16 protein-coding genes and 2 pseudogenes are annotated in these 23,484 nt (G+C 73.5%); 7 read left to right on the forward strand and 11 right to left on the reverse strand.

Annotated features, from left to right (window positions below; all coding sequences use genetic code 11):
- Window positions 1-9 precede the first annotated feature (9 nt).
- Window positions 10-1,353 (forward strand): UDP-glucose dehydrogenase family protein, encoded by a 1,344-nt coding sequence (locus ACOBQU_RS23100; protein WP_423629207.1) that lies wholly within the window; start codon window positions 10-12, stop codon window positions 1,351-1,353.
- A gap of 350 nt (window positions 1,354-1,703) precedes the next feature.
- On the opposite strand, the gene ACOBQU_RS23105 is transcribed toward ACOBQU_RS23100, so the two are convergent.
- On the reverse strand, window positions 1,704-2,231 hold the full coding sequence (locus ACOBQU_RS23105; RefSeq protein WP_423629208.1) for a CGNR zinc finger domain-containing protein: 528 nt from the start codon (window positions 2,229-2,231) through the stop codon (window positions 1,704-1,706).
- Between the two features lie 84 nt (window positions 2,232-2,315).
- On the opposite strand from ACOBQU_RS23105, the gene ACOBQU_RS23110 reads away from it, so the two are divergent.
- A complete protein-coding gene (locus tag ACOBQU_RS23110; protein ID WP_423629209.1) occupies window positions 2,316-2,714 on the forward strand; it encodes a VOC family protein in 399 nt (132 codons plus the stop codon).
- Between the two features lie 39 nt (window positions 2,715-2,753).
- Here the strand turns inward: ACOBQU_RS23110 and ACOBQU_RS23115 are convergent, their stop codons facing one another.
- Window positions 2,754-3,881: a dipeptidase gene (locus ACOBQU_RS23115; RefSeq protein WP_423629210.1), complete on the reverse strand. Its 1,128-nt coding sequence runs from the start codon at window positions 3,879-3,881 to the stop codon at window positions 2,754-2,756.
- A gap of 189 nt (window positions 3,882-4,070) precedes the next feature.
- On the reverse strand, window positions 4,071-5,441 hold the full coding sequence (locus tag ACOBQU_RS23120; RefSeq protein ID WP_423629211.1) for an LCP family protein: 1,371 nt from the start codon (window positions 5,439-5,441) through the stop codon (window positions 4,071-4,073).
- A gap of 128 nt (window positions 5,442-5,569) precedes the next feature.
- Between ACOBQU_RS23120 and ACOBQU_RS23125 the strand changes: the two genes are divergently transcribed.
- Window positions 5,570-6,118 carry an acyl-CoA thioesterase gene (locus ACOBQU_RS23125; protein WP_423629212.1) on the forward strand — a complete coding sequence of 183 codons (549 nt, stop codon included), beginning with the start codon at window positions 5,570-5,572 and terminating at the stop codon, window positions 6,116-6,118.
- 143 nt (window positions 6,119-6,261) lie between these two features.
- On the opposite strand, the gene ACOBQU_RS23130 is transcribed toward ACOBQU_RS23125, so the two are convergent.
- Window positions 6,262-7,635 carry an LCP family protein gene (locus ACOBQU_RS23130; protein ID WP_423629213.1) on the reverse strand — a complete coding sequence of 458 codons (1,374 nt, stop codon included), beginning with the start codon at window positions 7,633-7,635 and terminating at the stop codon, window positions 6,262-6,264.
- A 352-nt stretch (window positions 7,636-7,987) separates the two neighbouring features.
- Between ACOBQU_RS23130 and ACOBQU_RS23135 the strand changes: the two genes are divergently transcribed.
- On the forward strand, window positions 7,988-9,028 hold the full coding sequence (locus tag ACOBQU_RS23135; RefSeq protein WP_423629214.1) for a glycosyltransferase family 2 protein: 1,041 nt from the start codon (window positions 7,988-7,990) through the stop codon (window positions 9,026-9,028).
- An 80-nt stretch (window positions 9,029-9,108) separates the two neighbouring features.
- On the opposite strand, the gene ACOBQU_RS23140 is transcribed toward ACOBQU_RS23135, so the two are convergent.
- From ACOBQU_RS23140 to ACOBQU_RS23155, 4 genes and pseudogenes are all read right to left on the reverse strand, one after another.
- Window positions 9,109-11,154 (reverse strand): LCP family protein, encoded by a 2,046-nt coding sequence (locus ACOBQU_RS23140; RefSeq protein WP_423629215.1) that lies wholly within the window; start codon window positions 11,152-11,154, stop codon window positions 9,109-9,111.
- A gap of 143 nt (window positions 11,155-11,297) precedes the next feature.
- Window positions 11,298-13,049, reverse strand: coding sequence for an LCP family protein (locus ACOBQU_RS23145; protein WP_423629216.1), 1,752 nt, complete (start codon window positions 13,047-13,049; stop codon window positions 11,298-11,300).
- A gap of 289 nt (window positions 13,050-13,338) precedes the next feature.
- The gene (locus ACOBQU_RS23150) at window positions 13,339-14,676 is read right to left on the reverse strand and encodes an LCP family protein (protein ID WP_423629217.1); all 1,338 of its coding nucleotides are present in this window, start codon (window positions 14,674-14,676) and stop codon (window positions 13,339-13,341) included.
- An 818-nt stretch (window positions 14,677-15,494) separates the two neighbouring features.
- Window positions 15,495-16,237: pseudogene (locus tag ACOBQU_RS23155) on the reverse strand (TIGR03089 family protein).
- A 138-nt stretch (window positions 16,238-16,375) separates the two neighbouring features.
- Between ACOBQU_RS23155 and ACOBQU_RS23160 the strand changes: the two are divergent.
- The 3 genes from ACOBQU_RS23160 to ACOBQU_RS23170 all read left to right on the forward strand — a co-directional run bounded on the left by ACOBQU_RS23160 (window position 16,376) and on the right by ACOBQU_RS23170 (window position 20,383).
- Window positions 16,376-17,971: a peptidoglycan recognition protein family protein gene (locus ACOBQU_RS23160; protein WP_423629218.1), complete on the forward strand. Its 1,596-nt coding sequence runs from the start codon at window positions 16,376-16,378 to the stop codon at window positions 17,969-17,971.
- A gap of 97 nt (window positions 17,972-18,068) precedes the next feature.
- Window positions 18,069-19,151, forward strand: a complete 1,083-nt coding sequence (locus tag ACOBQU_RS23165; RefSeq protein WP_423629219.1) for a sugar phosphate nucleotidyltransferase — start codon at window positions 18,069-18,071, stop codon at window positions 19,149-19,151.
- A 212-nt stretch (window positions 19,152-19,363) separates the two neighbouring features.
- Window positions 19,364-20,383: a DNA-3-methyladenine glycosylase family protein gene (locus ACOBQU_RS23170; protein WP_423629220.1), complete on the forward strand. Its 1,020-nt coding sequence runs from the start codon at window positions 19,364-19,366 to the stop codon at window positions 20,381-20,383.
- A 143-nt stretch (window positions 20,384-20,526) separates the two neighbouring features.
- Here the strand turns inward: ACOBQU_RS23170 and ACOBQU_RS23175 are convergent, their stop codons facing one another.
- The 3 genes and pseudogenes from ACOBQU_RS23175 to ACOBQU_RS23185 all read right to left on the reverse strand — a co-directional run bounded on the left by ACOBQU_RS23175 (window position 20,527) and on the right by ACOBQU_RS23185 (window position 23,362).
- The gene (locus ACOBQU_RS23175; protein ID WP_423629221.1) at window positions 20,527-21,864 is read right to left on the reverse strand and encodes a coenzyme F420-0:L-glutamate ligase; all 1,338 of its coding nucleotides are present in this window, start codon (window positions 21,862-21,864) and stop codon (window positions 20,527-20,529) included.
- Entirely contained in the window at window positions 21,861-22,820 is a 960-nt protein-coding gene (gene cofD / locus ACOBQU_RS23180) for a 2-phospho-L-lactate transferase (RefSeq protein WP_423629222.1), read from the reverse strand. The genes ACOBQU_RS23175 and cofD overlap by 4 nt, the downstream gene beginning before the upstream one ends.
- A 33-nt stretch (window positions 22,821-22,853) precedes the next feature.
- Window positions 22,854-23,362 (reverse strand): annotated as a pseudogene (locus ACOBQU_RS23185) (cysteine dioxygenase).
- Window positions 23,363-23,484 lie beyond the last annotated feature (122 nt).

Genomic DNA, 23,484 nt, shown 5'->3' on the forward strand with positions numbered 1-23,484 from the left:
AGCACACCCATGGCCCTGAAGATCACCGTGATCGGCACCGGCTATCTCGGCGCCACCCACGCCGCGGCCATGGCCGAGCTGGGCTTCGAGGTCCTCGGCCTCGACGTCGTGCCCGAGAAGGTCGAGATGCTCCAGCGCGGCGAGGTCCCGATGTACGAGCCGGGCCTCGAGGACCTGCTCCGCCGCCACGTCGCGGGCATCGAGGGCTCCACCGGGCGGCTGCGCTTCACCCTGGACTGGGCGGAGGCCGGGGCCTTCGGCGACGTCCACTTCGTCTGCGTGAACACCCCGCAGAAGCACGGCGAGTACGCCTGCGACATGAGCTACGTCGACGCGGCGATGGAGTCCCTGGCCGCGCACCTCACCCGGCCCGCCCTGGTCGTCGGCAAGTCCACCGTGCCGGTCGGCAGCGCCGAGCGCCTCGCGGCCCGCATCGCCGAACTCGCCCCCGCGGGCGACGAGGTCGAACTCGCCTGGAACCCGGAGTTCCTGCGCGAGGGCTTCGCCGTCAAGGACACGCTGCACCCCGACCGGATCGTGGTCGGCGTGCGCGGCGAGCGCGCCGAGAAGCTGCTGCGCGAGGTGTACGCGACGCCGGTCGCCGAGGGCACCCCGTTCGTGGTCACCGACTTCCCGACCGCCGAGCTGGTCAAGACCTCCGCGAACTCCTTCCTCGCCACGAAGATCTCCTTCATCAACGCCATGGCCGAGGTCTGCGAGGCCGCGGGCGGCGACGTGGTGAAGCTCGCCGAGGCGCTCGGGTACGACGACCGGATCGGCGCCAAGTTCCTGCGCGCCGGGATCGGCTTCGGCGGCGGCTGCCTGCCCAAGGACATCCGCGCGTTCATGGCCCGGGCGGGCGAGCTGGGCGCCGACCAGGCCCTCACCTTCCTGCGCGAGGTCGACTCCATCAACATGCGCCGCCGCGGGCACATGGTGGAGCTGGCGCGCGAGGCCGTGGGCGGCGGCTCCTTCCTCGGCAAGCGGGTCGCGGTCCTCGGCGCCGCGTTCAAGCCGGACTCCGACGACGTGCGGGACTCGCCCGCCCTCAACGTGGCCGGGCAGATCCACCTCCAGGGCGGCCAGGTCACCGTGTACGACCCCAAGGGCATGGACAACGCCCGGCGCCTGTTCCCCACGCTCGGATACGCGGGCACCGCCGAGGAGGCCGTGCGCGGCGCCGACGTCGTCCTGCACCTCACGGAGTGGGCCGAGTTCCGCGCCCTCGACCCGGAGGCGCTCGGCGCGGTCGTGGGCCGCCGGGTCATCCTGGACGGCCGCAACGCGCTGGACGCCGAGCGGTGGCGGGCGGCGGGCTGGACCTACCGAGCGATGGGCAGGCCGTCGGCCTAACGCGCCCCCACCCTGCCCGCCTGCCCACGACCGCGGGCACGGCCCACCCACCCACCCACCCGCCCCGTCAGCGCACGGCCCCCCGGGGCGCCGACAGCGCCCCTGCCCCCCACGGGCCGCCTGCCCACGACCGCGGGCACGGCCCACCCACCCGCCCACACCGACCCGCAGCCGCCAACGGCGAGGAACCCCCACGAGGGGCCTCGACCTCTCGGTAGGGGGAAACGGGCGGGCGGGTGGGAAAGAAAGCCGCGAAGCGGACCCGCAGCCGCCAACGGCGAGGAACCCCCACGAGGGGCCCCGGCCTCTCCGCCAGGCGGTAACGGGCGGGCGGGTGGGAGAGGGGACCCCTAGAGGGCCCGCCCGGCCCGCCGGGCGCGATACGCGCGCATCTTAGCCCGCGCTCCACACACCCCCATGTCACACCACCGCCCCCGCCCCCCAGGGCTCCGGTCGAAGTAGACCCACTGGCAGCTCTCGGCCTCGCAGGCCTTCAGCCGCCCCCACGTCCCGTCGACCACGGCCCCGGCGACCGCCGCCGCCACCCGCGAGGCCAACGCCCCGGGATCCGCGGGGACCAGCGCCGCCGACCCGTCGACGGAGTCGACCCGTACCAGCAGGGGAGCGGCGGCGAGCAGCTCGCCGAGCGGCCGCACGGCCCCCCGCGGCGGCAGCCCGGCGTGGGCGAGGCAGACGGCCCGCAGCGACTCCCGCAACTCCTTGGCGGCGGCGACCTCCACCGCGCTCGCGCCGTCGAGCCCCACCGCCGCACGCCCCGCCGCGGTGTCGAGGGCGTCGGTGCCCGCGCCGATGTCCAGCGAGTTCACGAGGGCCTGGATCAGCGCGAGGCCGCCGGGCGCGGGCGCTCTGTCATTCATGCTTGCGACGTTACCGCCACTGGGCCACCATGGAGTAACCGTTACCGGAAGACCGCATGTGCCAGTAACCACCGGAGGAGACCCATGTCCGCCCCCATCGCAAAGCTGCACAACGTCGTCCTGGACTGTCCCGACCCCCGGGCCCTCGCCGAGTTCTACGCCGCGATCATCGGCGGCACGATCCACGACGAGGACGGCGACGGCCACTGGATCGACCTGGTCGCCCCGGGCCGCGTGAAGGTGTCCTTCCAGCGCGCCGAGAACCTGCGCGCCCCCGAGTGGCCCCGCGCCGACGCCAACTCCCAGCAGCTCCACCTGGACCTGGACGCGGGCAGCACGACGGCGGAGCTGGAAGCGGCCCAGGAGCGTGTCCTGGCCCTCGGCGCCCGCCCCCTGGACCTGGACGACGACAACGGCAAGCGCGACTTCCGCGTCTACGCCGACCCGGCGGGCCACCCGTTCTGCCTCTGCCGCATCGACTGACCACCGCCCCCACCAGAACCGGCGCCCCGCCAGCGGAAGTCACCCGTCCAGCACCCCGATCCGCGCCGAGGACGGCCCCCGGCGCTCCCGGGCCGCGCGGGCGGTGAAGTCGGCGCCGCGCAGGGCGCGTTGGACGTTGCCCCAGGTGAGGGCCGCGAGGTCGGACTCGGTCCAGCCGCGGTGGAGGAGTTCGGCGATCAGACGGGGCCAGCGGGAGGCGTCGGCCAGCTCCTCGGGGTGCGCGGCCCCGGTGTCGTACGCACCGGAGAGCGCCACGCACTCGGCACCGGCCACGCGCCGCACGTGCTCCAGGTGCTCGGCCACGTCCCGCACCGAGGGCCCGGTCAGGCCCGCCGCGAGCGGCACCAGGACCAGGCCCCTGGCGGCGCCCACCGCGGCGAGCAGGCCGTCGTCGAGGTTCGCCGGATGGTCGCGCAGCGCCCGTGCGCCGGAGCGGGTGAAGAGCACCGGCGCCCTGGACACGGCCAGCACCCGCCGCGCGGTCGCCTCGGACGCGCCGGACAGGTCGGCGAGGACGCCGAGCCGGTTCATCTCCCGTACGACCTCCTCGCCGAAGGCGCTCAGGCCCGCCTCGCCCGCCCACGACGTGCCGCTGAGCGTGAGCGCGCCCAGGCCGAGCGCGTGCAGCGCGCGCAGCGCGCCCACCGAGTCGCCGACGGCACGCGCGCCCACCGGTCCGACCAGGACCGCGATCCGCCCGCGGTGGCGCGCGTCGGCGGTCTCGGAGGCGCCGCGGGCCAGCAGCAGCCCGTCGCCGTGCGCGGTCACCACCTGCTTGACCAGGTCGAGCTGCTCCAGCGCGATGCTCACCGCCCGGTCGTCGTCGACGTCGTCCGGCAGCCGCAGGGACCACAGCTGGGCGCCGACCCCGCCCGCCCGCAGCCGCGGCACATCCGTCTCCAGGGAGCTGTCCCGCAGCTCCAGGTCGTGCCAGGGCAGCTCGCGCAGCGCCCACGGCAGGCCGCTGTACCCGTCGGCGACGGGGTGCGCGGCGAGCAGGGCGCGGGCCCGGTCGAGGGCGTCGTCGGGTGCCGTGGCGGGCCGCGGTCCGGGGGCGTGGGCGGGCGCGGCGTCCGCGGGGGCCGCGAGCGCGTCCAGCTCGCCCGCCTCCGCGGTGGCGTTCAGTTCGTCGTGCAGGTCCGCCATGGCAGCTCCACGGGTCGGCGGTGGCACCTGTCGGTGGTCGTCGCACCACGGTGACACGGGGGCCGCGCGGCTTCGCGGCGGGCGGAGCGTTCGGGGTATCCGGGGCCGAAGCCGTCCCCCCGCGTGCGCGAGGGGCCCCGCCGGTCGCCCGGCGGGGCCCCTCGGCCGCGTACGTGGGATCCGGTGGCGTCAGCCGCCCGACACCGTCACCTTCTCGTCGTTGTTGAGCTGGTCGACCAGCTGCTTGACCTTCGCCTTGTCCCAGACGAGGTTGCCGCCGACCGAGCCGGAGATCGGCATGTTCATGGACGTGCCGTCGCCGCCCGTGATGCCCTTCATCGCCCAGAACATGGACGCCACGTCCATCAGGTCCATGTCCTTGTCGACGATCAGCGTGTCCAGGCCCGCGCCCATCGTCGGGTACAGCTTGAACGGGTTGATGATCGTGCCCGGCGTCGCCGCCTGGTTGGCGAGGGCCGCGAGGAACTTCTGCTGGTTCTTGGTGCGGTCCAGGTCGCTGCCCGCGAAGGCGTACCGGGTGCGGACGAAGGCCAGGGCCTCCTCGCCGTTCAGCTTCTGCTTGCCCGCCTCGAAGTCGGCGCCGGACTTCTTGTCCTTGAAGGCCTTGGGGATGTCCATCTCCACGCCGCCGACCGCGTCGACGATCTTCGCGAAGCCGCCGAAACCGATCTCCGCGTAGTGGTCGATGCGCAGACCCGTGTTGGCCTCGACGGTGCGCACGAGCAGCTCGGGGCCGTCCTCGGCGTACGCGGCGTTGAGCTTGGTCTGGCGGCCGGTGCCCGGGTAGAGCTTGCCGGACTCGGCGCCCTTGAAGGAGGGGATCGTGACGTTCGAGTCGCGCGGCAGCGAGATCATCGTGTTCCCGCCGTCGTCCGCGACGTGCAGGATCATCATCGAGTCCGTGCGCTTGCCCTCGGCGGAGCCCGTGTGGAGCTTCTTCTTCTCCTCGTCGGACATGCCCTCGCGGCTGTCGGAGCCCACGATCAGGTAGTTCGTGCCCTTGCCGCCGGAGGGCCGCTCGATCACCTTCGACAGGTCGACCTCGCGCTTGAGCTTGGAGTCCGCCCAGAAGTACGTCGATACGGAGACCACGATGAGCAGGGCCAGGAAGGTGACCAGGCCCCAGGTGATCCGCTTCTTCCAGTTGACCGGCGGCTTCGGCGGGCGCGGCGCGGCCGGGCCGCCCTGCCCCGGGCCGCCGGGGCCGCCGCGGCCCGGGCGGGTGGCGGGCGTGCCGTAGACCTGGCCGGTGTTGTAGCCGCTGTCGTAGCCCTGCTGGCCCGGGGCGCCGGGAGCGCCGGGGTCGGCGTGCTGGCCGGGCTGGCCCTGCTGCCCGTGGGCCGCCCGCTGGTCGCGGTACAGGTCGTCGTACACGTCGTCGTCGTACGAGGGCTGGCGCGGCACCTGGCCGCCCTGGCCGCCCGGGCCCGGGCGCTGGACGTGGCGCATCACGCGGGCACCCTCGGGCTGTGCGCCGCCGCTGCCGTATCCGTGGCGGTCACCGTTGTCGCCGGTCCGCGCGTCTGGCCAATCGCTCATGTGGAGTAGTGTGCAGTGCCGCCCGGCCTGCCTTACAGGGAGGGCGTCGTTTCGGGTCACGCCTGTAGCAGAGCTGTGGCAATGCGCCCGTAACCCGGTCGCGGGCCGCCCGGCTTAGGGTGGAGGGCATGACAGATCAGGCCACCGCTCCGGAGTCGGAGGTTCCGGGCAAGCCGACCTCGGCGTCCCGCACCACGCTCAGCCACATCATGACCCACGCCGACACCAACCTCCTCGGCACCGTGCACGGCGGCGTGATCATGAAACTTGTGGACGACGCGGCCGGTGCCGTCGCCGGACGGCACTCCGGCGGTCCCGCGGTGACCGCGTCCATGGACGAGATGGCCTTCCTCTCGCCCGTCCGCGTCGGCGACCTGGTGCATGTGAAGGCGCAGGTCAACTGGACGGGGCGCACGTCGATGGAGGTCGGCGTGCGGGTGCTCGCCGAGCGCTGGAACGAGTCGACGCCCGCGCAGCAGGTGGGGTCGGCGTACCTGGTGTTCGCGGCGGTCGACGCGGACGGCAAGCCGCGGGTGGTGCCGCCGGTGCTGCCCGAGACCGACCGGGACCGGCGGCGCTACCAGGAGGCCCAGATCCGCCGCACCCACCGCCTGGCACGGCGGCGCGCCATCAAGGAACTCCGCGAGGCCCGCGCCGCGGAGGGCTACGAGGACTGACCCTTCCTGGCGTGGGCGCCCGGGCTGTATCTAGCCCGTCCGGCGTTTGAGGACGAGGCCGGAGGCCGATTTTCGGGGGTGCCAGGGGGCGGAGCCCCATGGTTTCGGTGAAGGGGGCGGGATTGGGGCGCCCCCGCGAGGGCTCAGCCGCAGGTGACCTGGTCGCCGGTGACCACCCCGAACTCCCCCTGGTTGGGCGCCTCCGCCCGCACCCGCTTGATCTTGCGGAAGTCCGCCCCCGCGATCACCCGGAGCGTCGCCCCCTGCCCGGCCACCTTCCGCATCGCGCACCCCGGCAGCGCCGTGGCCAGGGACTTCGCGGAGCGGTCCCAGCGCGGGTCGTAGGCGACGACGGTCCGCGCGAGGGGCGCGCCGCCGCGCGGCACCGGCACGGTCCCCGGCGCCCGCGTCGTACGGAACCCCGTGGAGCGCAGCGCCGCGTCCACCCGCTCCCCGAGCCCCGGCGTCGTCGTGCCGTTGTCGACCTGCACCCGGATCTGCTGCGGGGCGACCGGCACCAGCGCGCTCGTCGACCGGGCCCGGTACGGGGCCAGCGGCTTGTCCTCGCGCAGCGCCTTGAACAGCTTCCCGGCCTTGTCCTCGTCCCACTTCAGGGTCGAGCCGATGCCCGGCACCATGTGGCCCATCGTGCCGAGCGGCACGGTGGTGAACTCCGACGACGACGGCGAGAAGTTCCGCATGGCCCGGCCGAGCGCCAGCATGTCGCTGGTGCCGAAGCCCTTGTCGGCCCGTACCGAACCGAGCAGCGACTTGGTGACGCCGCTGAACTTGACCGGATTCAGCAGCACCCCGCTGCTCGTCGCCTTCGCGATCAGCGCCGCGAGGAACCGCTGCTGGCGCCGCATGCGGCCGAGGTCGGCGGCCCCGTCGATGTGCCGGGAGCGCACGTACTGCAGGGCCTCGCCGCCGTTCAGCTCGTGCGTTCCGGCGGGCAGGTCGAGGCCGGTGTAGGAGTCCTTCAGGGGCTGGTCGGTGCAGATCTCGACGCCGCCGAGGACGTCGACGGTCTTCATGAAGCTGGTGAAGTCGACCTCCACATAGTGGTCGATCTTCACCTTGGTCATGTGCTCGACGGTGCGCACGGTCAGGTTCGGCCCGCCCTCGGCGTACGCCGCGTTGAGCCGCACCGGGTGCGGCCTGTGGTGCTTGCCGGAGTTCTGGTCGATGTGCTCGGGCAGCTCCGCGTAGCTGTCCCGGGGCAGGCTCACGACGCTCGCGCGGTTCCGGTCCGCCGAGATGTGCACGATCATGATGGTGTCCGTGCAGTGGCAGGGGGCGCCGCCGAGGCGGTACTTCCGCTTCAGCTCGGGGGTGATCTTGTCGCGGCCGTCGGTGCCGACGAGCAGCACGTTCATGCCGTGGCCCGGCTCGGGCCGGTTCTTCATGTCCTTGAAGGCGTCCACGCGCCGGATGCCGGTGTCCAGGCTGGAGACGACGCCGTGCCCGACGCCCGCCGCGGCCAGCACGGTGACGGACACCGCCGTCACGATCCGCATCGGCCACCGGGGCCGCCGTGCCCGCGGCACCGGCTGCCGGGCCGTCTGCCGGGTCCGGGGGCGCGGCGGCCCCGGCTCGCGCGGGGGGCGAGGGGGCGGCGCGGGGGAGCGGGGCGGTGCGGGCACGTGCGAGGACACCTCCGCGGTCGCGGCTGGCTGAGCCGGGGGGACGGCAGAACCGTAGGCCCATACGATCTGCGGCCCGGGGTAGCGACCCGGACGGCGCGCGCCCGTGTCCCCCGTTCGCGGTAACGTGACGCCCGATGCGGCGCGCGCGGCACCCGCGGCGCCCGCAGTGAATCCGGGGCGCTGCCCCGGAGCCCGGCCGAGAGACGAGAAGGAAACCCCGCACGTGAATTCTGACGGTCAGCCTCCCGCCGTCTCCGTGATCATGCCGGTCCTCAACGAGGAGCGGCATCTGCGGGAGGCCGTGCACGCGATCCTGGAGCAGGAGTACGCCGGTGAGCTGGAGGTCGTCGTCGCGCTCGGCCCCTCCACCGACCGCACCGACGAGATCGCCGCCGAACTCGTCGCGGAGGACTCCCGCGTCCACACCGTGCCGAACCCCACCGGGCGCACGCCCGCCGCGCTGAACGCCGCCATCAAGGCCTCGCGCCACCCGATCGTGGTGCGCGTCGACGGCCATGCCGCGCTCTCGCCGGGGTACATCACGACCGCCGTGCGCCTCCTTGAGGAGACCGGCGCGCAGAACGTCGGCGGCATCATGCACGCCCAGGGCACCAACGCCTGGGAGCAGGCCGTGGCCGCCGCGATGACCTCCAAGATCGGCGTCGGCAACGCCGCGTTCCACACCGGCGGCGAGGCCCAGCAGGCCGAGACCGTCTACCTGGGGGTCTTCCGCCGCGAGGCCCTGGAGCAGCAGGGCGGGTACAACGAGGAGTTCATCCGCGCCCAGGACTGGGAGCTGAACTTCCGCATCCGCGAGGCCGGGGGCCTGATCTGGTTCTCGCCCGAGCTGAAGGTCTCCTACCGCCCCCGCCCGAACGTGCGGGCCCTCGCCAAGCAGTACAAGGACTACGGCCGCTGGCGCCACGTCGTCGCCCGCTACCACGAGGGCTCCATCAACCTGCGCTACCTGGCGCCGCCCACCGCCGTGTGCGCCATCGCCGCGGGCCTCGTCGTGGGCGCGGCCCTGACGCCGTGGGGCTTCGTCGTGCCCGGCGGCTACCTCGCGGCGATCCTCGCCGGGTCCGTGCCCGCGGGCAAGGGCCTGCCCCTGAAGGCGCGCCTGCGCATCCCGGTGGCCCTCGCGACCATGCACATGTCGTGGGGCTGGGGCTTCCTCACCAGCCCCCGCTCGCTGGCGAAGAAGGTCATCGCCTCGCGCCGCCCGGCGGTCCTGGGCCAGGCCCAGACGACCCAGGAGGCCTGAGCCGCCGGGTCGCCGCCCGTCTGCCCGTCCGTCTGCCCGTCTGCCCGTCCGTCCGGACCCGGACTCCGCCTGGCTCACGCTCACCAGGTGAAGTTCGGGTCCACCTTCATGCAGGCCTTGTCGTCGGAGCCGTTCATCGCGTCCGCCGAATCGGGCGTCGAGTCGTCCTGCTTCTTCGCCTTCCTCGGCTTGTCGCCCTCGCGCCAGTCCGCGCCGACGACCAGCGTGACGCCGGAGACGTCCGTCGACTTCTTCACCGCGCTCAGCCGCAGGCCCAGCGCCTTGGCGACCCGCTGCGCGTCGCCCTCCAGCTCCGCGCTGGGGTAGCGGATGACCGTCCGCGCCTCGGTGAGCGCGGCGGACGGGTCCGACGCGGCCCGCTCGAAGCCCTTCTCCTCCAACAGCCGCGCGACCGCGCTGGCCCGGCCGCCGGCGGGCGGCTCGGTGGCGGTGCGGGTGCCGTTCTGGACCTGTACGGCGATCTGGTCGTCCGGCGCCGCCGGGTCGTCGGAGAGCTTCTCCTTGGCCGGTTTCCGCTTCGCGTCCTTGCCGTCGAGGGCGATGTCGTCGCGTACGAGGCGGAACAGCTGCTCGGCGTCGCCCGGCTTGGGCACGACGCGCGAACCGACGTACTCGAACGGCATGGTGGTCATCGTCGTGCGCTCCGGCGAGACCTTCTTCAGCTCGTTGCCCAGGTCGTAGAGCTTCATCACGGAACCGAGGCCCGGGTCGACCTTCAGCGCTTTCGTGGCGTTCTCGGCGAGCTTGCGCAGCCGGTTGGGGCTGGTCAGGCTGGTGTTGTCGCGGAGCATGCGGACCAGCGAGTTCATGTACATGTGCTGGGCCTTGGCGCGGCCGATGTCGCTGCCGTCCTCGAAGCCGTAGCGGGTGCGCAGCCACTGGAGGGCCTGCTCGCCCTGGATCTTCGTGGTGCCCTTCTTGAGCTTCAGGCCCGAGCCCTTGCCCGCGCTGGTGCGCGAGTGGATGTTCTTGTCCACGCAGACGGGGACGCCGCCGATCGCGTCGGCCATCGACACCACCCCGGAGAAGTCCACCATCATGAAGTGGTCGATGCGGATGTTGGTGAGCTTCTCCCAGGTGGCGACGGTGCAGCCGGGGCCGCCCCGGCCGAGCGACTCGTTGGTCATCGTCCGCGGCCCGGTCTCCTCGTACACCTTGCCGTCGTCGGGGTCGGTGCACTTGGGGATGGTCAGGAGCGTGTCGCGCGGCATGCTGATCACCGACATGTTGCTGCGGTCCGCCGACAGGTGCAGCAGCATCTGCACGTCCGCGAGCGGCGGGCCGCCGAAGGTGTCCTTGGCGCCGCCGAGCTTCTGGTTCTCCTTGGAGTCCCGGGCGTCGGAGCCGATGAGCAGGATGTTCAGCGGTGTCTGGCCCGCGGAGTTGGGCGTGGGCGCGGGGGCCCGGTGGTCGCCCAGGTTCAGGTCGTCGGTCTCCAGGTTGTTGTTGAGGTGCCGGTAGTAGAGGTAACCGGCACCGGCCGTGCCCAGTATCAGCATGGCGAGGACGATCGCCGACCACCGCAGGATCCGCCGGGCCCTGCGGGCGGGCCGCCCGCCGCCCCCGGGCCGTGGCCCGCCACCGTCACGCCCGCCGCCACCGGAACCGCCCCGCCTGGCGCCACCGGGGGCGCCCCGCTCGGCCTCACCGGGGGCACCGCGCTTGGCGCCAGCGGCTCCTTTGGTGCCGCCAGCGGTCCCTTTGGCCGCGCCAGCGGAGGCAGCCTTGGCCGCGCCAGCAGCCGCCTTGGCCGCGCCAGCAGGGCCCTGCTTCGCGGCTCCGCCAGCAGCCGCCTGCTGCGGGGCGCCGGGAGTTCCCTGCTTGGCGGCGCTCGAAGCCGCCTGCTTCGCGGGGCCCGAGGCCCCCTGCTTGGCGGCGCCGGAAGCCGCCTGCTTCCCGGCACCCGCAGGCCCCTGCTTGGCGGCGCCCGAAGCCCCCCGCTTCCCGGCACCCGCAGCCGACCGCCCGGCGGCACCCGCAGCCGACCGCCCGGCGGCGCCCGAAGCCGCCCGCCCGGGTCTGCCCGCCGTCGACGGCTCGGCGCCGCGGCGCGCGGTGCCCGCCCCCGGGGGCGCTCCCTCCCCACGCACGCTGTTCTGCCCCATCCCCTGTCCCTCCCCGCCGTGCTTCCCAAGTGTGGCCGCCGCGCGGTCACTTGCGGCACGCTGCCGCCACCCCGTGGCCGAAGCGACTCGTCGTCGCTTCAACCACCGGAGCGTTCTGTGAGACGTGAAACAACCGCCTCAGGTCACTTGGCACACACGGTTTTGTCGGCCTCGACCTTCTGGATGCCGTCGGGCGCCTTCGACGGAGCCTTGATGGGCACCCCCGCGCCCTTGAAGTCGGCGCCGAGGGTCAGCACGACCGCGGGCAGCCCCTGCGCGTTCTTCTCGCCCTTGCCCGGCTTCAGGGCCGCCGCGGGCAGCCCCATGAGGTCCGCGAGCTTGCGGGCCTGGTCGGCCTGGCCGGGCCCGTACTCCACGGTCGTCTTGGCCTGCTGGGAGGCGTTGCCCAGCTGCGTGGACTTCGTGACGCCCTCGGTGGTCTGGAGCCAGGTCAGCGTCTCCTGCGCGGCACCGTTGCGCGCGCTGCCGTTGTAGACGTCGACGCGGACGTCACCGGCCGCGGCGCGCGGTCCCTTGAGCCGGGCGGCCACCGCGGCCTTCTCCTTCTTCTCCTGCTTCTTGACCTCGGTCAGCGACACGTCCTCGCGCATCATCGAGAACAGCTCGTCCGCCTTGGCCTGGTTCAGCACGACCGTGGCCTTCACCTTCTCGGCGGGGTTGTCGTCCACCGGGGTGGTCACGAAGGTCAGGTTCTTCATGTCGAGCTTGCCCAGCTCCATGCCGAGGTCGCGGAGCTTCATTATGTCGGCGATCTTGGAGTCGACGGTGAGCGCCTTCGTGCCCGCCTCCGCCAGACTTATCATCTTCTTCGGGTTCGTCAGGGTGTCGTTCGACTTCAGCTTGCGCATCAGCGAGCTGAGGAACTGCTGCTGGAGCTGGATCCGGCTCAGGTCGCCGCCACTGCCCACGCTGTGGCGCGTGCGGACGAACGCCAGCGCCTCCTCGCCCTCGATGGAGTGCTCGCCCGCGGGCAGCTTCAGATGCGACTTCGGGTCGTCGATGTCCTTGGCGAGGCACACGTCCACGCCGTCGACCGCGCTGGACAGCGTCTTGACCGCGTTGAAGTCGGCCACCATGAAGTGGTCCAGCTTTATGCCGGTGATCTGCGTGACCGTGCGCATGACACAGCTCGGCGTGCGCTCGCTCTGGCCGAGGCTCTCGTTGAAGCGGACGTTCTGCGAGCCCGGAATGACCTTGGTGGACCCGTCGTCCTGCTTGGTGGGGCAGTCCGGGATGTCCGTGATCATGTCGCGCGGAATGCTCAGGGCGGTCGCGTTGGAGCGGTCCTTGGACACGTGCAGCAGGAGCGTGGTGTCCGCGTGCCCGACGCTGCCCTCGTCGCCGTAGCCCTTGTTGCCCTCGCCGCTGCGCTTGTCCGTGCCGATGAGCAGGATGTTGATCGCGCGGTCCTTGCTGAAGCCGCCGGTGCCCGCGCCGTCGTCGGACACGGACGTGATGTTGTCGTTCAGGTGCTGGTAGTACAGGTAACCGCCGACGCCGACCGCGACGATCACGAAGGCGACCGAGCCGCCCGTCCAGGCCAGTATCCGCTTGCCGGTGGACTTCTTCTTGCCCTTCGGCCTGCGCCGCCCGCCCGCCGCCTCCGGCTGCGGGGCGCGCCGCCTGCGCTGCCCCGGCACCTGCTCGCCGCCGCCCCGGCCGCCGGGCCGCTCCGGGCTCCGGGTGCCCTGGGGGCGGGCACCGCTCTGCTGCTGGGGGGTGGCGGCGCGCCGCGCCCTGCGGGGCCCGGGGACGCCCGTCGGCGTCGGCTGCCCTGCGGAGGGGCTCAGTCGCAGCTCGTAGTCGCCGGTCTGCGGATTGAGCACCCACTGGTCCGCGGGGTCGATGTCATCCGCCCGCCCGTCACCCGCCACCGCCCTTCCATGGAAGTCGCTTCGCTCTCCCCTGTTGGGCCCACGGCCTTGCGCGTCCACGGTTGTTTGCGTCCTCCGTCAAGGGCCACGCGGCGCCTTTCCCCCTCAAGAAGGCGCTCGGTCAGTCGTTCCTTCGGTGTGCGGCCGGGCGGCCGGGACACCGGATCGGCTCACACTATCCGCCCAGTTCAGCGTCCAACGACGCCGGTGACAAATTCCACTCCCCTTACACCTGGGCAATACGCCCTATTTCTTTGGAAGTACGGGGAGAACGTCCCCGGGCGCCGCATTACCCGCACTCCGACGCGGCGGCCGTGCTGCCCCGGAACGTGGGCGCCGGACTGGGCGTGTGACTGGGGTCGTCGGGCCGCCCGTCGGCCCAGTCCCCCTCACCGCCGCCCCCGTACTCCTCGTCGTACGAGCTGTCGTACGCACCCTCGTCCCCGCCCTCGTCCCCGCCCTCGTCCCCGCTCTCGTCCCCGTCCTCGGACGTGTCTTCGGCGCCTTCCCCGTCCGGGGGAAGCGCGGCCTCGTCGGCGGTACGGGGCGCCACCTGGACCGGCTCGTCCTCGCGGAGCCGCGTGAAGAGTTCCTCGGCGGCGGGCTCCACCAGTTCGTCGCGATTGGCGTCATAGGCGTACGAACGGCGCGGCACGGTGAGGAATTGCACCCGATCCGTGGGGATCGTGCGCATGCCGCGCACCAGTTCGTACAAACCGCGCAGACTGGCGAGGCCGGGGTCCGTGGTGAGCGACGAGGTGGCCGCGTCGAGCACCGGATAGAGCCGTGTCGGATTCAGCAGGACGTCATTGCTGCGCACCTTGTTGACGAGGGCGCCGAGGAATTCCTGCTGCCGGTCCATGCGTTCGGTGTCGCTGCCGTTGCCGAGCGACTTGCGGGCCCGTACGAAGCCCAGGGCCTGCTCGCCGTCCAGCGTCTGCCGTCCGGCGGGCAGCTTCAGGCGCGCGTCCGGGTCGTCCACGGGGTGCTTCAGACAGACCTGTACGCCGTCCACGGCGTCGACCATGTCCTTGAACCCGGCGAAGTCCACCACCATGTGGTGGTCGACGCGGATGCCGGTGAGCTTCTCCACCGTACGGATCGTGCAGGCGCTGCCGCCGAACTCGAACGCCCAGTTGAACTGGACGAACCGGGCCTCGGTGCGGGAGCCGTCGGGGCGGCGGCAGCTGGGGACGCGCACCATCAGGTCGCGCGGCAGGGACACGGCGGTCGCGCTCTGCCGGTCCGCCGCGAGGTGCAGCAGGATCGTGGTGTCGGAGCGCTGGGTGCCGAGGTCGCGGCCGTACGCGCGGTTGCCGCGGCCCGAGCGGGTGTCGGAGCCGATCAGGAGGATGTTCTGCGCGTCGTGCACCAGCGGGGTCGGCCGCTCCTTCTCGTAGCGGGCGAGTTCGGCGGCGGCGTCGGTGTCCTCCGTGATGTTCCCGTCGAGCTTGCGGTAGACGGCCCAGCCGATGCCGCCGGTGACCAGGACGAGGACGGCGGCGCCGAGCGCGGCGTACCGCAGCCAGCGCCGGTGGCGGCGGCGCCTGCCGAGGCCCGTCGGGCTCGCGCCCGCGGGGGCGGGCGCGGGGGCCTTTCGCGGGTCGTCGGGCGCGGTGTCCGTCACGTGTGAGTCCACCCCTCGTCGCTGCGTGTGTGTACGTGGCGCTCCTACGACCATGGCCCGGGGTGGGGGTGGGGGCCTCTGGGCGGTGGGCCGTTCGGGTGAGGCCGTCGCGGGGGCGCCCCAGACCCGCCCCTTCCCGAAACCAGGGGCTGCCGCCCCTGGCACCCCGCCCCATCGCCGCTCCGCGGCTCGTCCTCAAACGCCGGACGGGCTGAATCCCCGGGCCACGGCCCCCTCACCCACCAGCGGGCCCGCTCAGCCCCGCCGGACCCCGAGAACGAGGCCGAGGACGAACGCGCCAGCGCAACCTCATCAGGCCCGTCCGGCGTCCGAGGGTGAGCGTGCGAGCGCGACCCCATCAAGCCCGTCCGGTGTCCGAGGACGAACGTGCCAGCGCAGCCCCATCAGGCCCGTCCGGCCTCCGGAGGGTGAACGCGCCAGCGCAACCTCATCAAGCCCGTCCGGCGTCCGAGGGTGAGCGTGCGAGCGCGACCCCATCAAGCCCGTCCGGTGTCCGAGGACGAACGTGCCAGCGCAGCCCCATCAAATCCATCCGGCGTCCGAGGGCGAACGCGCTAGCGCAGCCCCATCAAGCCCGTCCGGTGTCCGAGGGCGAACGTGCCAGCGCAACCCCATCAAGCCCGTCCGGCGTTTGAGGACGAGCGCGGAGCGCGATGGATGAAGCCCGCCCGGCGTTTGAGGGCGAGGCGCGGAGCGCTGAAGGGAGGGCGGGCGGGTGGGGGAAAATCGAGCCTGCCCGGCGTTTGAGGGCGAGGCGCGGAGCGCCGACCGGACGGCACAGGGCGCCCCCGCCAGAGCTAGCGCAGGGTCAGCGTGACCCGCTCCGCCGACACCCGCTTCTCCAGCCCCTCGGCCCGGAGATGACGGCACAGGACCACCGACCCGCCGGAGGCGAGCGGCGCGTAGAGCCCGGCGCTCAACCCCTCCCAGGAGTCGTAGGGACGCCCGGACAGCACCCGCGCCCCGGCCCCCAGGCCGAGCGCGTCCGCATCGGCCCGCGCCCGCGCGACGACCTCCGCGCCGCTCAGTTCGAGCCCGCCGCAGGCGAGCGCGGCCGCGTCCGGGTCCACGGGCGCGTACGCGGCGAAGTGGTCCCCCTGGCTCGGCACCTCCACCGCGTAGTCGGCGAAGCCGGACGGCGCCTCGGGGAAGCGCCCCCGAGCGGCCGCAGCGCGAGCGCCACCCGCTCCCCGGCGCACGCGCGGGCCGCGTCCAGCGTGTCGGGCCCGCTGACGACCAGGTCCGCGGCGGCCGGGTCGCCCCCGACGTCCGCGAGGACGCCGACCGAGGAGCAGGCGAGCAGCCACACGGCCGTCTGCCAGTGCGCGGGCAGCAGCAGCGCGAGCCGGTCACCGGGCTCGGCGGACAACTCGTCCTGGAGCAGGTTCGCGGTCTTGGCCACCCAATTGGCGAAGGTGGCGACGGACAATTCGACGCGCTCGCCGGTGGCGTCGTCGTAGTACGTGACGAGCGGGCGCGCCGGATCCGCGGCGAGCGCGGATCGCAGCAGGTCGGCAGGGGTGCGGTCGTTGGCGTTCACGGCCGCAAGCGTACGCGGGCCCCGGCGTGTCGCCCATGAGGGATGCGGAGTTGGGCCCCCGGTTCGACCGCCCAGGGGCCGACGGACCGTCAGTTCCCCAATGGACAGATATGTGTCGGTATGCCGACGATCATCTGTATGCGTGGATTTCTTGCTTCCTCGATCGGTGTCACCTGCGCCACGGCGCTCGCCCTGCCCCTCGCCGCCCCCGTGTCGGCCACGGCGGGAACCGCCGCCGTGGCACCCGCCGCTGACGTACTGCCCGGCTCCACCCAGTCCCTCCCGCTGATCCCGCTCGGCTCCGACCGCGCGGGCGGCCCGGCACGCGAGGAGGGGCTGGCACGGCGCGACGTGCGGCCGTTCTCGCTCGTGGGCGTCGTCTGGGACGACCCGGACGCCGACCTGCGCGGCCGGGTCCAGGTCCGCACCCGCGCGACCGGCACCTCGACCTGGTCCGCCTGGCAGGACGTCGAGACGCACAACCACGACCACGCCGCCGACCCCGGCAGCGCCGAGCGCGCCACGGGCCGGGTGCGGGGGGCGACGGCGCCGCTGTGGGTGGGCACGTCGGACGGAGTGGAGGTACGGGTACGAGCGGACGCGCGGGCGCACGGCACCGGCGCGCGAGCGGCCACGCGCGCGCCGGACGCGCTGCCGCTGCCCAAGGGGCTCCGCCTGGAGCTGGTCGACCCGGGCGATGAGCCCCCCGCGCACGACACCGACCGCCTGGGCGCCCTCACCGCCGAGGCCGCCGCGTCGTCCGCGGTGAACGCCGACCTCGCCCCCCTCGGCGCCACCGCCATCCCGGCCCTGGGCAAGGAGCAGACGGAGAAGGCCCTGCTGGCCGCCCGGGGCATCGAGGGCATCGGGACCGCCGGGAGCCACGAGGCCACGGCGGCACTGGAAGGCACGTACAGCGCGGAGCACGCGCCCCCCGCCCACGGCGCACAGGCAACGCAGAACACACAGGGAACCCAGAGCACACAGGGAACCCAGAACACACAGGGAACCCAGAGCACCCAGGACGCCCTCGGCCCGTACGCCAGCGCACAACACGCAGAGCACACCCAGAGCACCCAGAGCACGCAGCACGCACAGGGCGTCGCGGCCGCCCCCCAGGCGCGCCCCCACATCGGTCCACGCCCGCGCATCATCACGCGCCGCGGCTGGGGCGCCGACGAGCGGCTGCGGGAGCGGAACTTCGCGTACACGAAGACGGTGAAGGCCGCCTTCGTGCACCACAGCGCCACCGGCAACAACTACCGCTGCTCCCAGGCACCCTCCGTTCTGCGCAGTATCTACCGCTACCACGTCAAGAGCAGCGGCTGGCGCGACTTCGGCTACAACTTCGCCGTCGACAAGTGCGGAAACATCTACGAAGGCCGGGCGGGCGGCGTGACCAAGCCGGTCCTCGGCGCCCACACCCTCGGTTTCAACACCAACAGCATGGGCATCGCCGTCCTCGGCACGTTCGGCGGCGCCAAGCCGCCGAAGGCCGCGGTGACCGCGGTCGCCAAGCTGACGGCGTGGAAGCTGGGCCTGTTCGGGGCGAACCCCCGCGGCACCACATACCTGAAGTCCGGGGGTGGCAACCTCTACAGGAAGGGCACCAACGTCCGGCTCCGCGTGATCTCCGGGCACCGGGACGGATTCGCCACGGAGTGCCCGGGACGCCTGCTCTACAAGAAGCTCGGCAAGGTCCGGTCCTCCTCGGCCCGCTATCAGGGCCGGTGACGCGCCGGGTCGCAGCGCACGGTCAGCTCATACGTCTGCATACACTGGCCCGCCGGAACACAGTACGGCGGGCCCCAGCAGGAAGCAGAGACGACAGGTGACAGAAGCGATCCTCCTGGTCGGCGGCAAGGGCACCCGGCTGCGGCCGCTCACGGTGAACACCCCGAAGCCCATGGTCCCGGCGGCGGGCGTCCCGTTCCTCACCCACCAGCTGGCCCGGGCCCGCGCGGCGGGCGTGGACCACATCGTCCTCGCCACGTCGTACCTGGCGGAGGTCTTCGAGCCGTACTTCGGCGACGGCTCGGCGCTCGGCCTGGAGATCGAGTACGTCACGGAGGAGGAGCCCCTCGGCACGGGCGGCGCCATCCGGAACGTGGCCTCCCGGCTGCGCTCCGGCCCCCAGGACCCGGTCCTGGTCTTCAACGGCGACATCCTCACGGGCCTCGACATCCGCGCCCTGGTCGCCGAGCACGAGCGGGTGAACGCCGACGTCTCCCTGCACCTCACCAAGGTCACCGACCCGAGGGCGTACGGCCTGGTCCCCACCGACCCCACGGGCCGCGTCACCGCCTTCCTGGAGAAGCCGCAGACCCCCGAGGAGATCGTCACCGACCAGATCAACGCGGGCGCGTACGTATTCCGCCGCTCGGTCATCGACACGATCCCCGCGGGCCGCCCCGTCTCCGTGGAGCGCGAGACCTTCCCGGACCTGCTGTCCTCGGGCGCCCACCTCCAGGGGATGGTCGACTCGACGTACTGGCTCGACCTGGGCACGCCCCAGGCGTTCGTACGGGGCTCCGCCGACCTGGTCCTCGGGCGGGCCCCGTCGCCCGCGGTGCCGGGCCGCTGCGGGGACCGCCTGGTGCTGCCGTCGGCGACGGTCGCCTCCGACGCCAAGCTGACCGGCGGCACGGTCGTCGGGGAGCACGCGGTGGTCGGCGAGGGCGCGCGGCTGTACGGCAGCACGATCCTGTCCGGCGCGGTCATCGAACCGGGCGCGGTCATCACCGACTCCCTGGTGGGGGCCCGTGCCTCCGTAGGGGCGCGGTCCATCCTGTCGGGCGCGGTGGTGGGCGACGGCGCGCGCATCGGCGCGGACAACGAACTCCGTGCCGGAGTGCGCGTGTGGTGCGAGGCCACGCTCCCGGCGGGAGCGGTGCGGTTCTCCTCCGATCAGTGAGTTCGGCGCTCCGCGCCTCGTCCTCAAACGCCGGACGGGCTGGACCTTGTCTCCTCACCGTCGTCGGCTGTCCGTGATCCGCCGCTGGCGCGGCGGGAAGAGCCCGTCCGGCGTTTGAGGACGAGGCGATGAGGCGGGGGCCAGGGGGCGGCAGCCCCCTGGTTTCGGGAAGGGGCGGGTTCGGGGACTGCCAACCCCGTACCCTCGACCCCGTGTCCTCCCGTTTCGCCCCACCCTCCACCCGCACCACGGTCCGCGGTGGCACCACGGCGATCCCGAAGACCCGTACGCGACCCACCACACCCCCGCGCGCCCCGGCGGAGCACCACCGCACCTGGACCCCGCCGACGCCTCTGGACCTCCCCCTGACCCTGGGCCCCCTGCGCCGGGGCCCCGCCGACCCCACCTTCCGCCCCACCCCGGACGGCGCGGTCTGGCGGGCCAGCCGCACCCCGCAGGGCCCGGGCACGCTCCGCGTGGCGGCACGCGGCGGCGCGGTGGAGGCCCAGGCCTGGGGTCCGGGCGCCCAGTGGCTGCTCGACGGGCTTCCGGAGCTGCTTGGCGCGGCGGACGACCCGTCGGCGTTCACGCCCCGGCACCGCCTGCTGGCGGTGGCGCAGCGCCGCCGCCCCGGTCTGCGCCTGACCCGTACGGGCCTGGTCCTGGAGTCCCTGATCCCGTCGGTCCTGGAGCAGAAGGTCACGACGGACGAGGCGTACCGGGCGTGGCGCCTGCTGGTGCGCAAGTACGGCGAGCCCGCGCCGGGGCCGACGCCCGAGCGGGCGCGGATGCACGTGATGCCGGACGCGGCCACGTGGGCGCGGATCCCGTCCTGGGAGTGGCACAAGGCGGGCGTGGACAACAAGCGCGCGTCGGCGATCCTGCGCGCGGTCCGCGTGGCGCGCCGCCTGGAGGAGGCGGCGGCGATGGACCCGGAGGCCGCCAGGGCCCGCCTGGAACTGATCCCCGGCATCGGCCCGTGGACGTCGGCGGAGACGGTCCAGCGCAGCAACGGCGCCCCCGACGCCGTCACGGTCGGCGACCTCCACCTCCCCGGCATCATCGGCTACGCCCTGGCGGGCGAGCGCGACGCCGACGACGCCCGGATGCTGGAGCTGCTGGCCCCCTACGAGGGCCAGCGCCACCGGGCGGCCCGCCTGATCCTCCTGACGGGCAGGACCCCACCACGCCGCGCCCCCAGGATGCCGGTGGGCAACATCGCGGCCCTCTGACCGTTCCAGCCCGGTCCGGCGAGCCGTTCCAGCCCGTCCGGCGCTTGAGGACGAGCCGCGAAGCGGCAATCAAGCGGGGTGCCAGGGGCGGCAGCCCCTGGTTTCGGTGAAGGGGCGGGCCTGGGCGCACCCCGCGAGGACCCTTACCGCACCACCACGAACTCCTCGGGTTCCCGCCCAGCCCGGGCCTCAGGCACGACCGCCGGGTGCCCCACGGCCACGGCCCCCATCGGATCCCAGGACGACGGCAGCCCGAGAACGTCCCGTACGACATCCCGGCAGAACATCGTCGACGACACCCACGCCGACCCCAGCCGCTCCCCGGCGAGGGCGACGAGGAAGTTCTGCACCCCGGCCCCGGCGGCGACGACGAACATCTCCCGCTCGGCGCCGTCCCGCCGCGCGTCTCCGTAGTGGTGCGCCCCGTCCGTGACGAGGCAGGGGACGACCAGGTAGGGAGCGTTCCGCAGGACGTCGCCGCGGCGGACCCGGCGGGCGATGGACTCCTCGGACCTGCCGTCGCGGCGCAGATCGGCGATCCACGCGTCGCGCATGGCGTCGAGCAGGCGCACCCGGGACTCCTCGGACTCCAGGAGCACGAACCGCCAGGGCGTCGTGTGGTGCGGCGCGGGCGCGGTGACGGCGGCGGCGACGGCGCGGCGCACGGCGCCGGGGTCGACCGGCTGGTCGGTGAACTCCCGCACCGTACGCCGCAGGGTGACGGCCTCCCGCACGGCCTCGGACGTCCCCAGGCGGAACATGTCGTCGCGCGCGTCCCGCACGAGCGCGCCCGCGCCGGGGTCGCCCGCGCCGTCGTCGGCGGGGCGCACCACGTGGCCGAGGCCGCGCACCACCGCGACGGGGAGCCCGGTGGCCTTGCCCTTGACGAGGTCACCGGCGGCGGCCAGCTCGTCGGCGGTGGCGACGACCGTGGCGACCAGCGGGTTGCCGTACGCGTCGACGCCGCCGCGCAGGTCGTCCAGGACCCGCACCCCGGCGGCGCCGATGGCGACGTCGGTGAGGCCCTGGCGCCAGGGGCGGCCGAACGTGTCGGTGACGATGACGCCGACGTCGACGCCGAGGGCGCCGCGCAGCCCGTCCCGGATGGCGCGGGCGGACGCGTCGGGGTCCTCGGGGAGCAACAGGATGGTCCCCGAAGGGGTGTTGGAGGCGTCGACTCCGGCGGCGGCCATGACGAGGCCCTGCCGGTTCTGCACGATGCGGAGCGTGCCGCGCCGGGCGACGACGCGCACCGTCTCGGCGTCGATGGCGGCCTCGCGGTCGTCCGCGGCGGTGACGCGCCCCTCGGCCTTGCTGACGATCTTCGAGGTGACGAGGACGACGTCCCCGTCGGCGAGGCCGGGCTCGGCGGCGGCGATCAGCTTCGCCAGGTCGTCTCCGGTGCGCACCTCGGGCAGGCCGGGGACGGCCCACACCCGGAACGCGGGGGTGTCCCCGGGAGCGTCGGCGGTGGTCGTCACGCCGCCCGCACCTCCTCGGCGAGGGACAGCGCCTCGCGGGCCATGGCCGCGGCGGCGTCGACGTCGGTCATCATCAGCGGGATGGCGCGGCAGCGGATGCCCGCGCTCTCCACGCGCTCCACGGTGGCGGCGTCCACGGTGTCGACGAGCCAGCCGTCGAGGAGGCCGCTGCCGTAGTGCTCGGCGACCGCGGCGGCCGTCGACTCGACGCCGACGGCGGCGAGGACCTTGTCGGCCATGCCGCGCACGGGCGCGTCCCCGACGATGGGGGACAGGCCCACCACGGGCACTCCGGCCTCGGCGATGGCCTCCCGGATGCCGGGGACGGCGAGGATGGTGCCGACGCTGACCACGGGGTTGGACGGCGGGAACAGGATGACGTCGGCCTCGGCGATGGCCTCCAGGACGCCGGGCGCGGGCTTGGCCTGGTCGGCGCCGACGGGCACCACCGCGTGCGCGTCCACGGAGGCGCGCAGGCGCACCCAGTACTCCTGGAAGTGCACCGCCTTGCGCTCCCCGTCGACCTCGACCGCGACGTGCGTCTCGACGCGGTCGTCGGACATGGGGATGAGCCGCACGCCGGGCTGCCAGCGCTCGCACAGCGCCTCGGTGACGGCGCTGAGGGGATATCCGGCGGCGAGCATCTGCGTGCGCACGATGTGCGTGGCGAAGTCGCGGTCGCCGAGGCCGAACCAGCCGGGTCCGACGCCGTACGCGGCGAGCTCCTCCTTGACCTTGAACGTCTCGTCCGTCCGCCCCCAGCCCTGCTCCTCGTTGATCCCGCCTCCCAGCGTGTACATCACCGTGTCCAGGTCGGGGCAGACCTTCAGGCCGAACAGGTGGATGTCGTCACCGGTGTTGCCGATGACCGTGATCGCCGCGTCGGGCGCGGCCTTCTTGAGTCCGCGGAGGAAACGGGCGCCGCCGATGCCGCCGGCCAGAACCACAATGCGCATGCGCCCAGCATCGCAGGCGGGTACGACATCGTGTCAGGCGGTTACGACATCCCCGCTGTTCTCGTCCGAAGTGCACCGGGCGGCGGCGTGCATGGGCATGTCGGTCAGGCCCGGGAAGTACACGTGCAGGCTGACGGCGGGCTCCAGGGAGTCGTTGACGGCCTCGTGGACGTATCCGGGTGCGAAGACGCGCTGCGCGCCCGCGCGCAGGGTGTGCGTGCCCCGCTCGGTGTGCTCGGTCAACTCGCCCTCCAGGACGGTGAGTACGCCGCTGGAGCGGCCGTGGTCGTGACGGCCGCTGCCCTGTCCGGGCACCCAGGAGAGGAGCCAGACCTCGTAGCCGGGTCCGGTGCGCAGGCGGCGGTACCAGCGGCTGGTGGCGTCGTACTCGACGAGGTGCGCCCACTGGCCGGGGTCGGCGGCGATGGCGCGGGCGAGCCCGGCGAACTCCGCGACGGTGGCGGGGTGCTCGCGGGCGGGCTGGAGCAGGTGGGGACTTCGAGGATGTCCCCGGCGATCTGGAGGTCGCTGTCGCTGTTCATGGTGCGGTGGTTCCTCAACGTGTGAGTGCTGGGGTGTCGCGGAGCAGGAGCAGGTGAGGCGGCTGGTGCGGGTGGTGCGGCTGGTGCGGGTGCTGCGGCGGGGGCGCGAAGGGCGCGGGGCA

It is taken from the genome of Streptomyces sp. G45, from assembly GCF_049542095.1.
Lineage (GTDB): Bacteria > Actinomycetota > Actinomycetes > Streptomycetales > Streptomycetaceae > Streptomyces.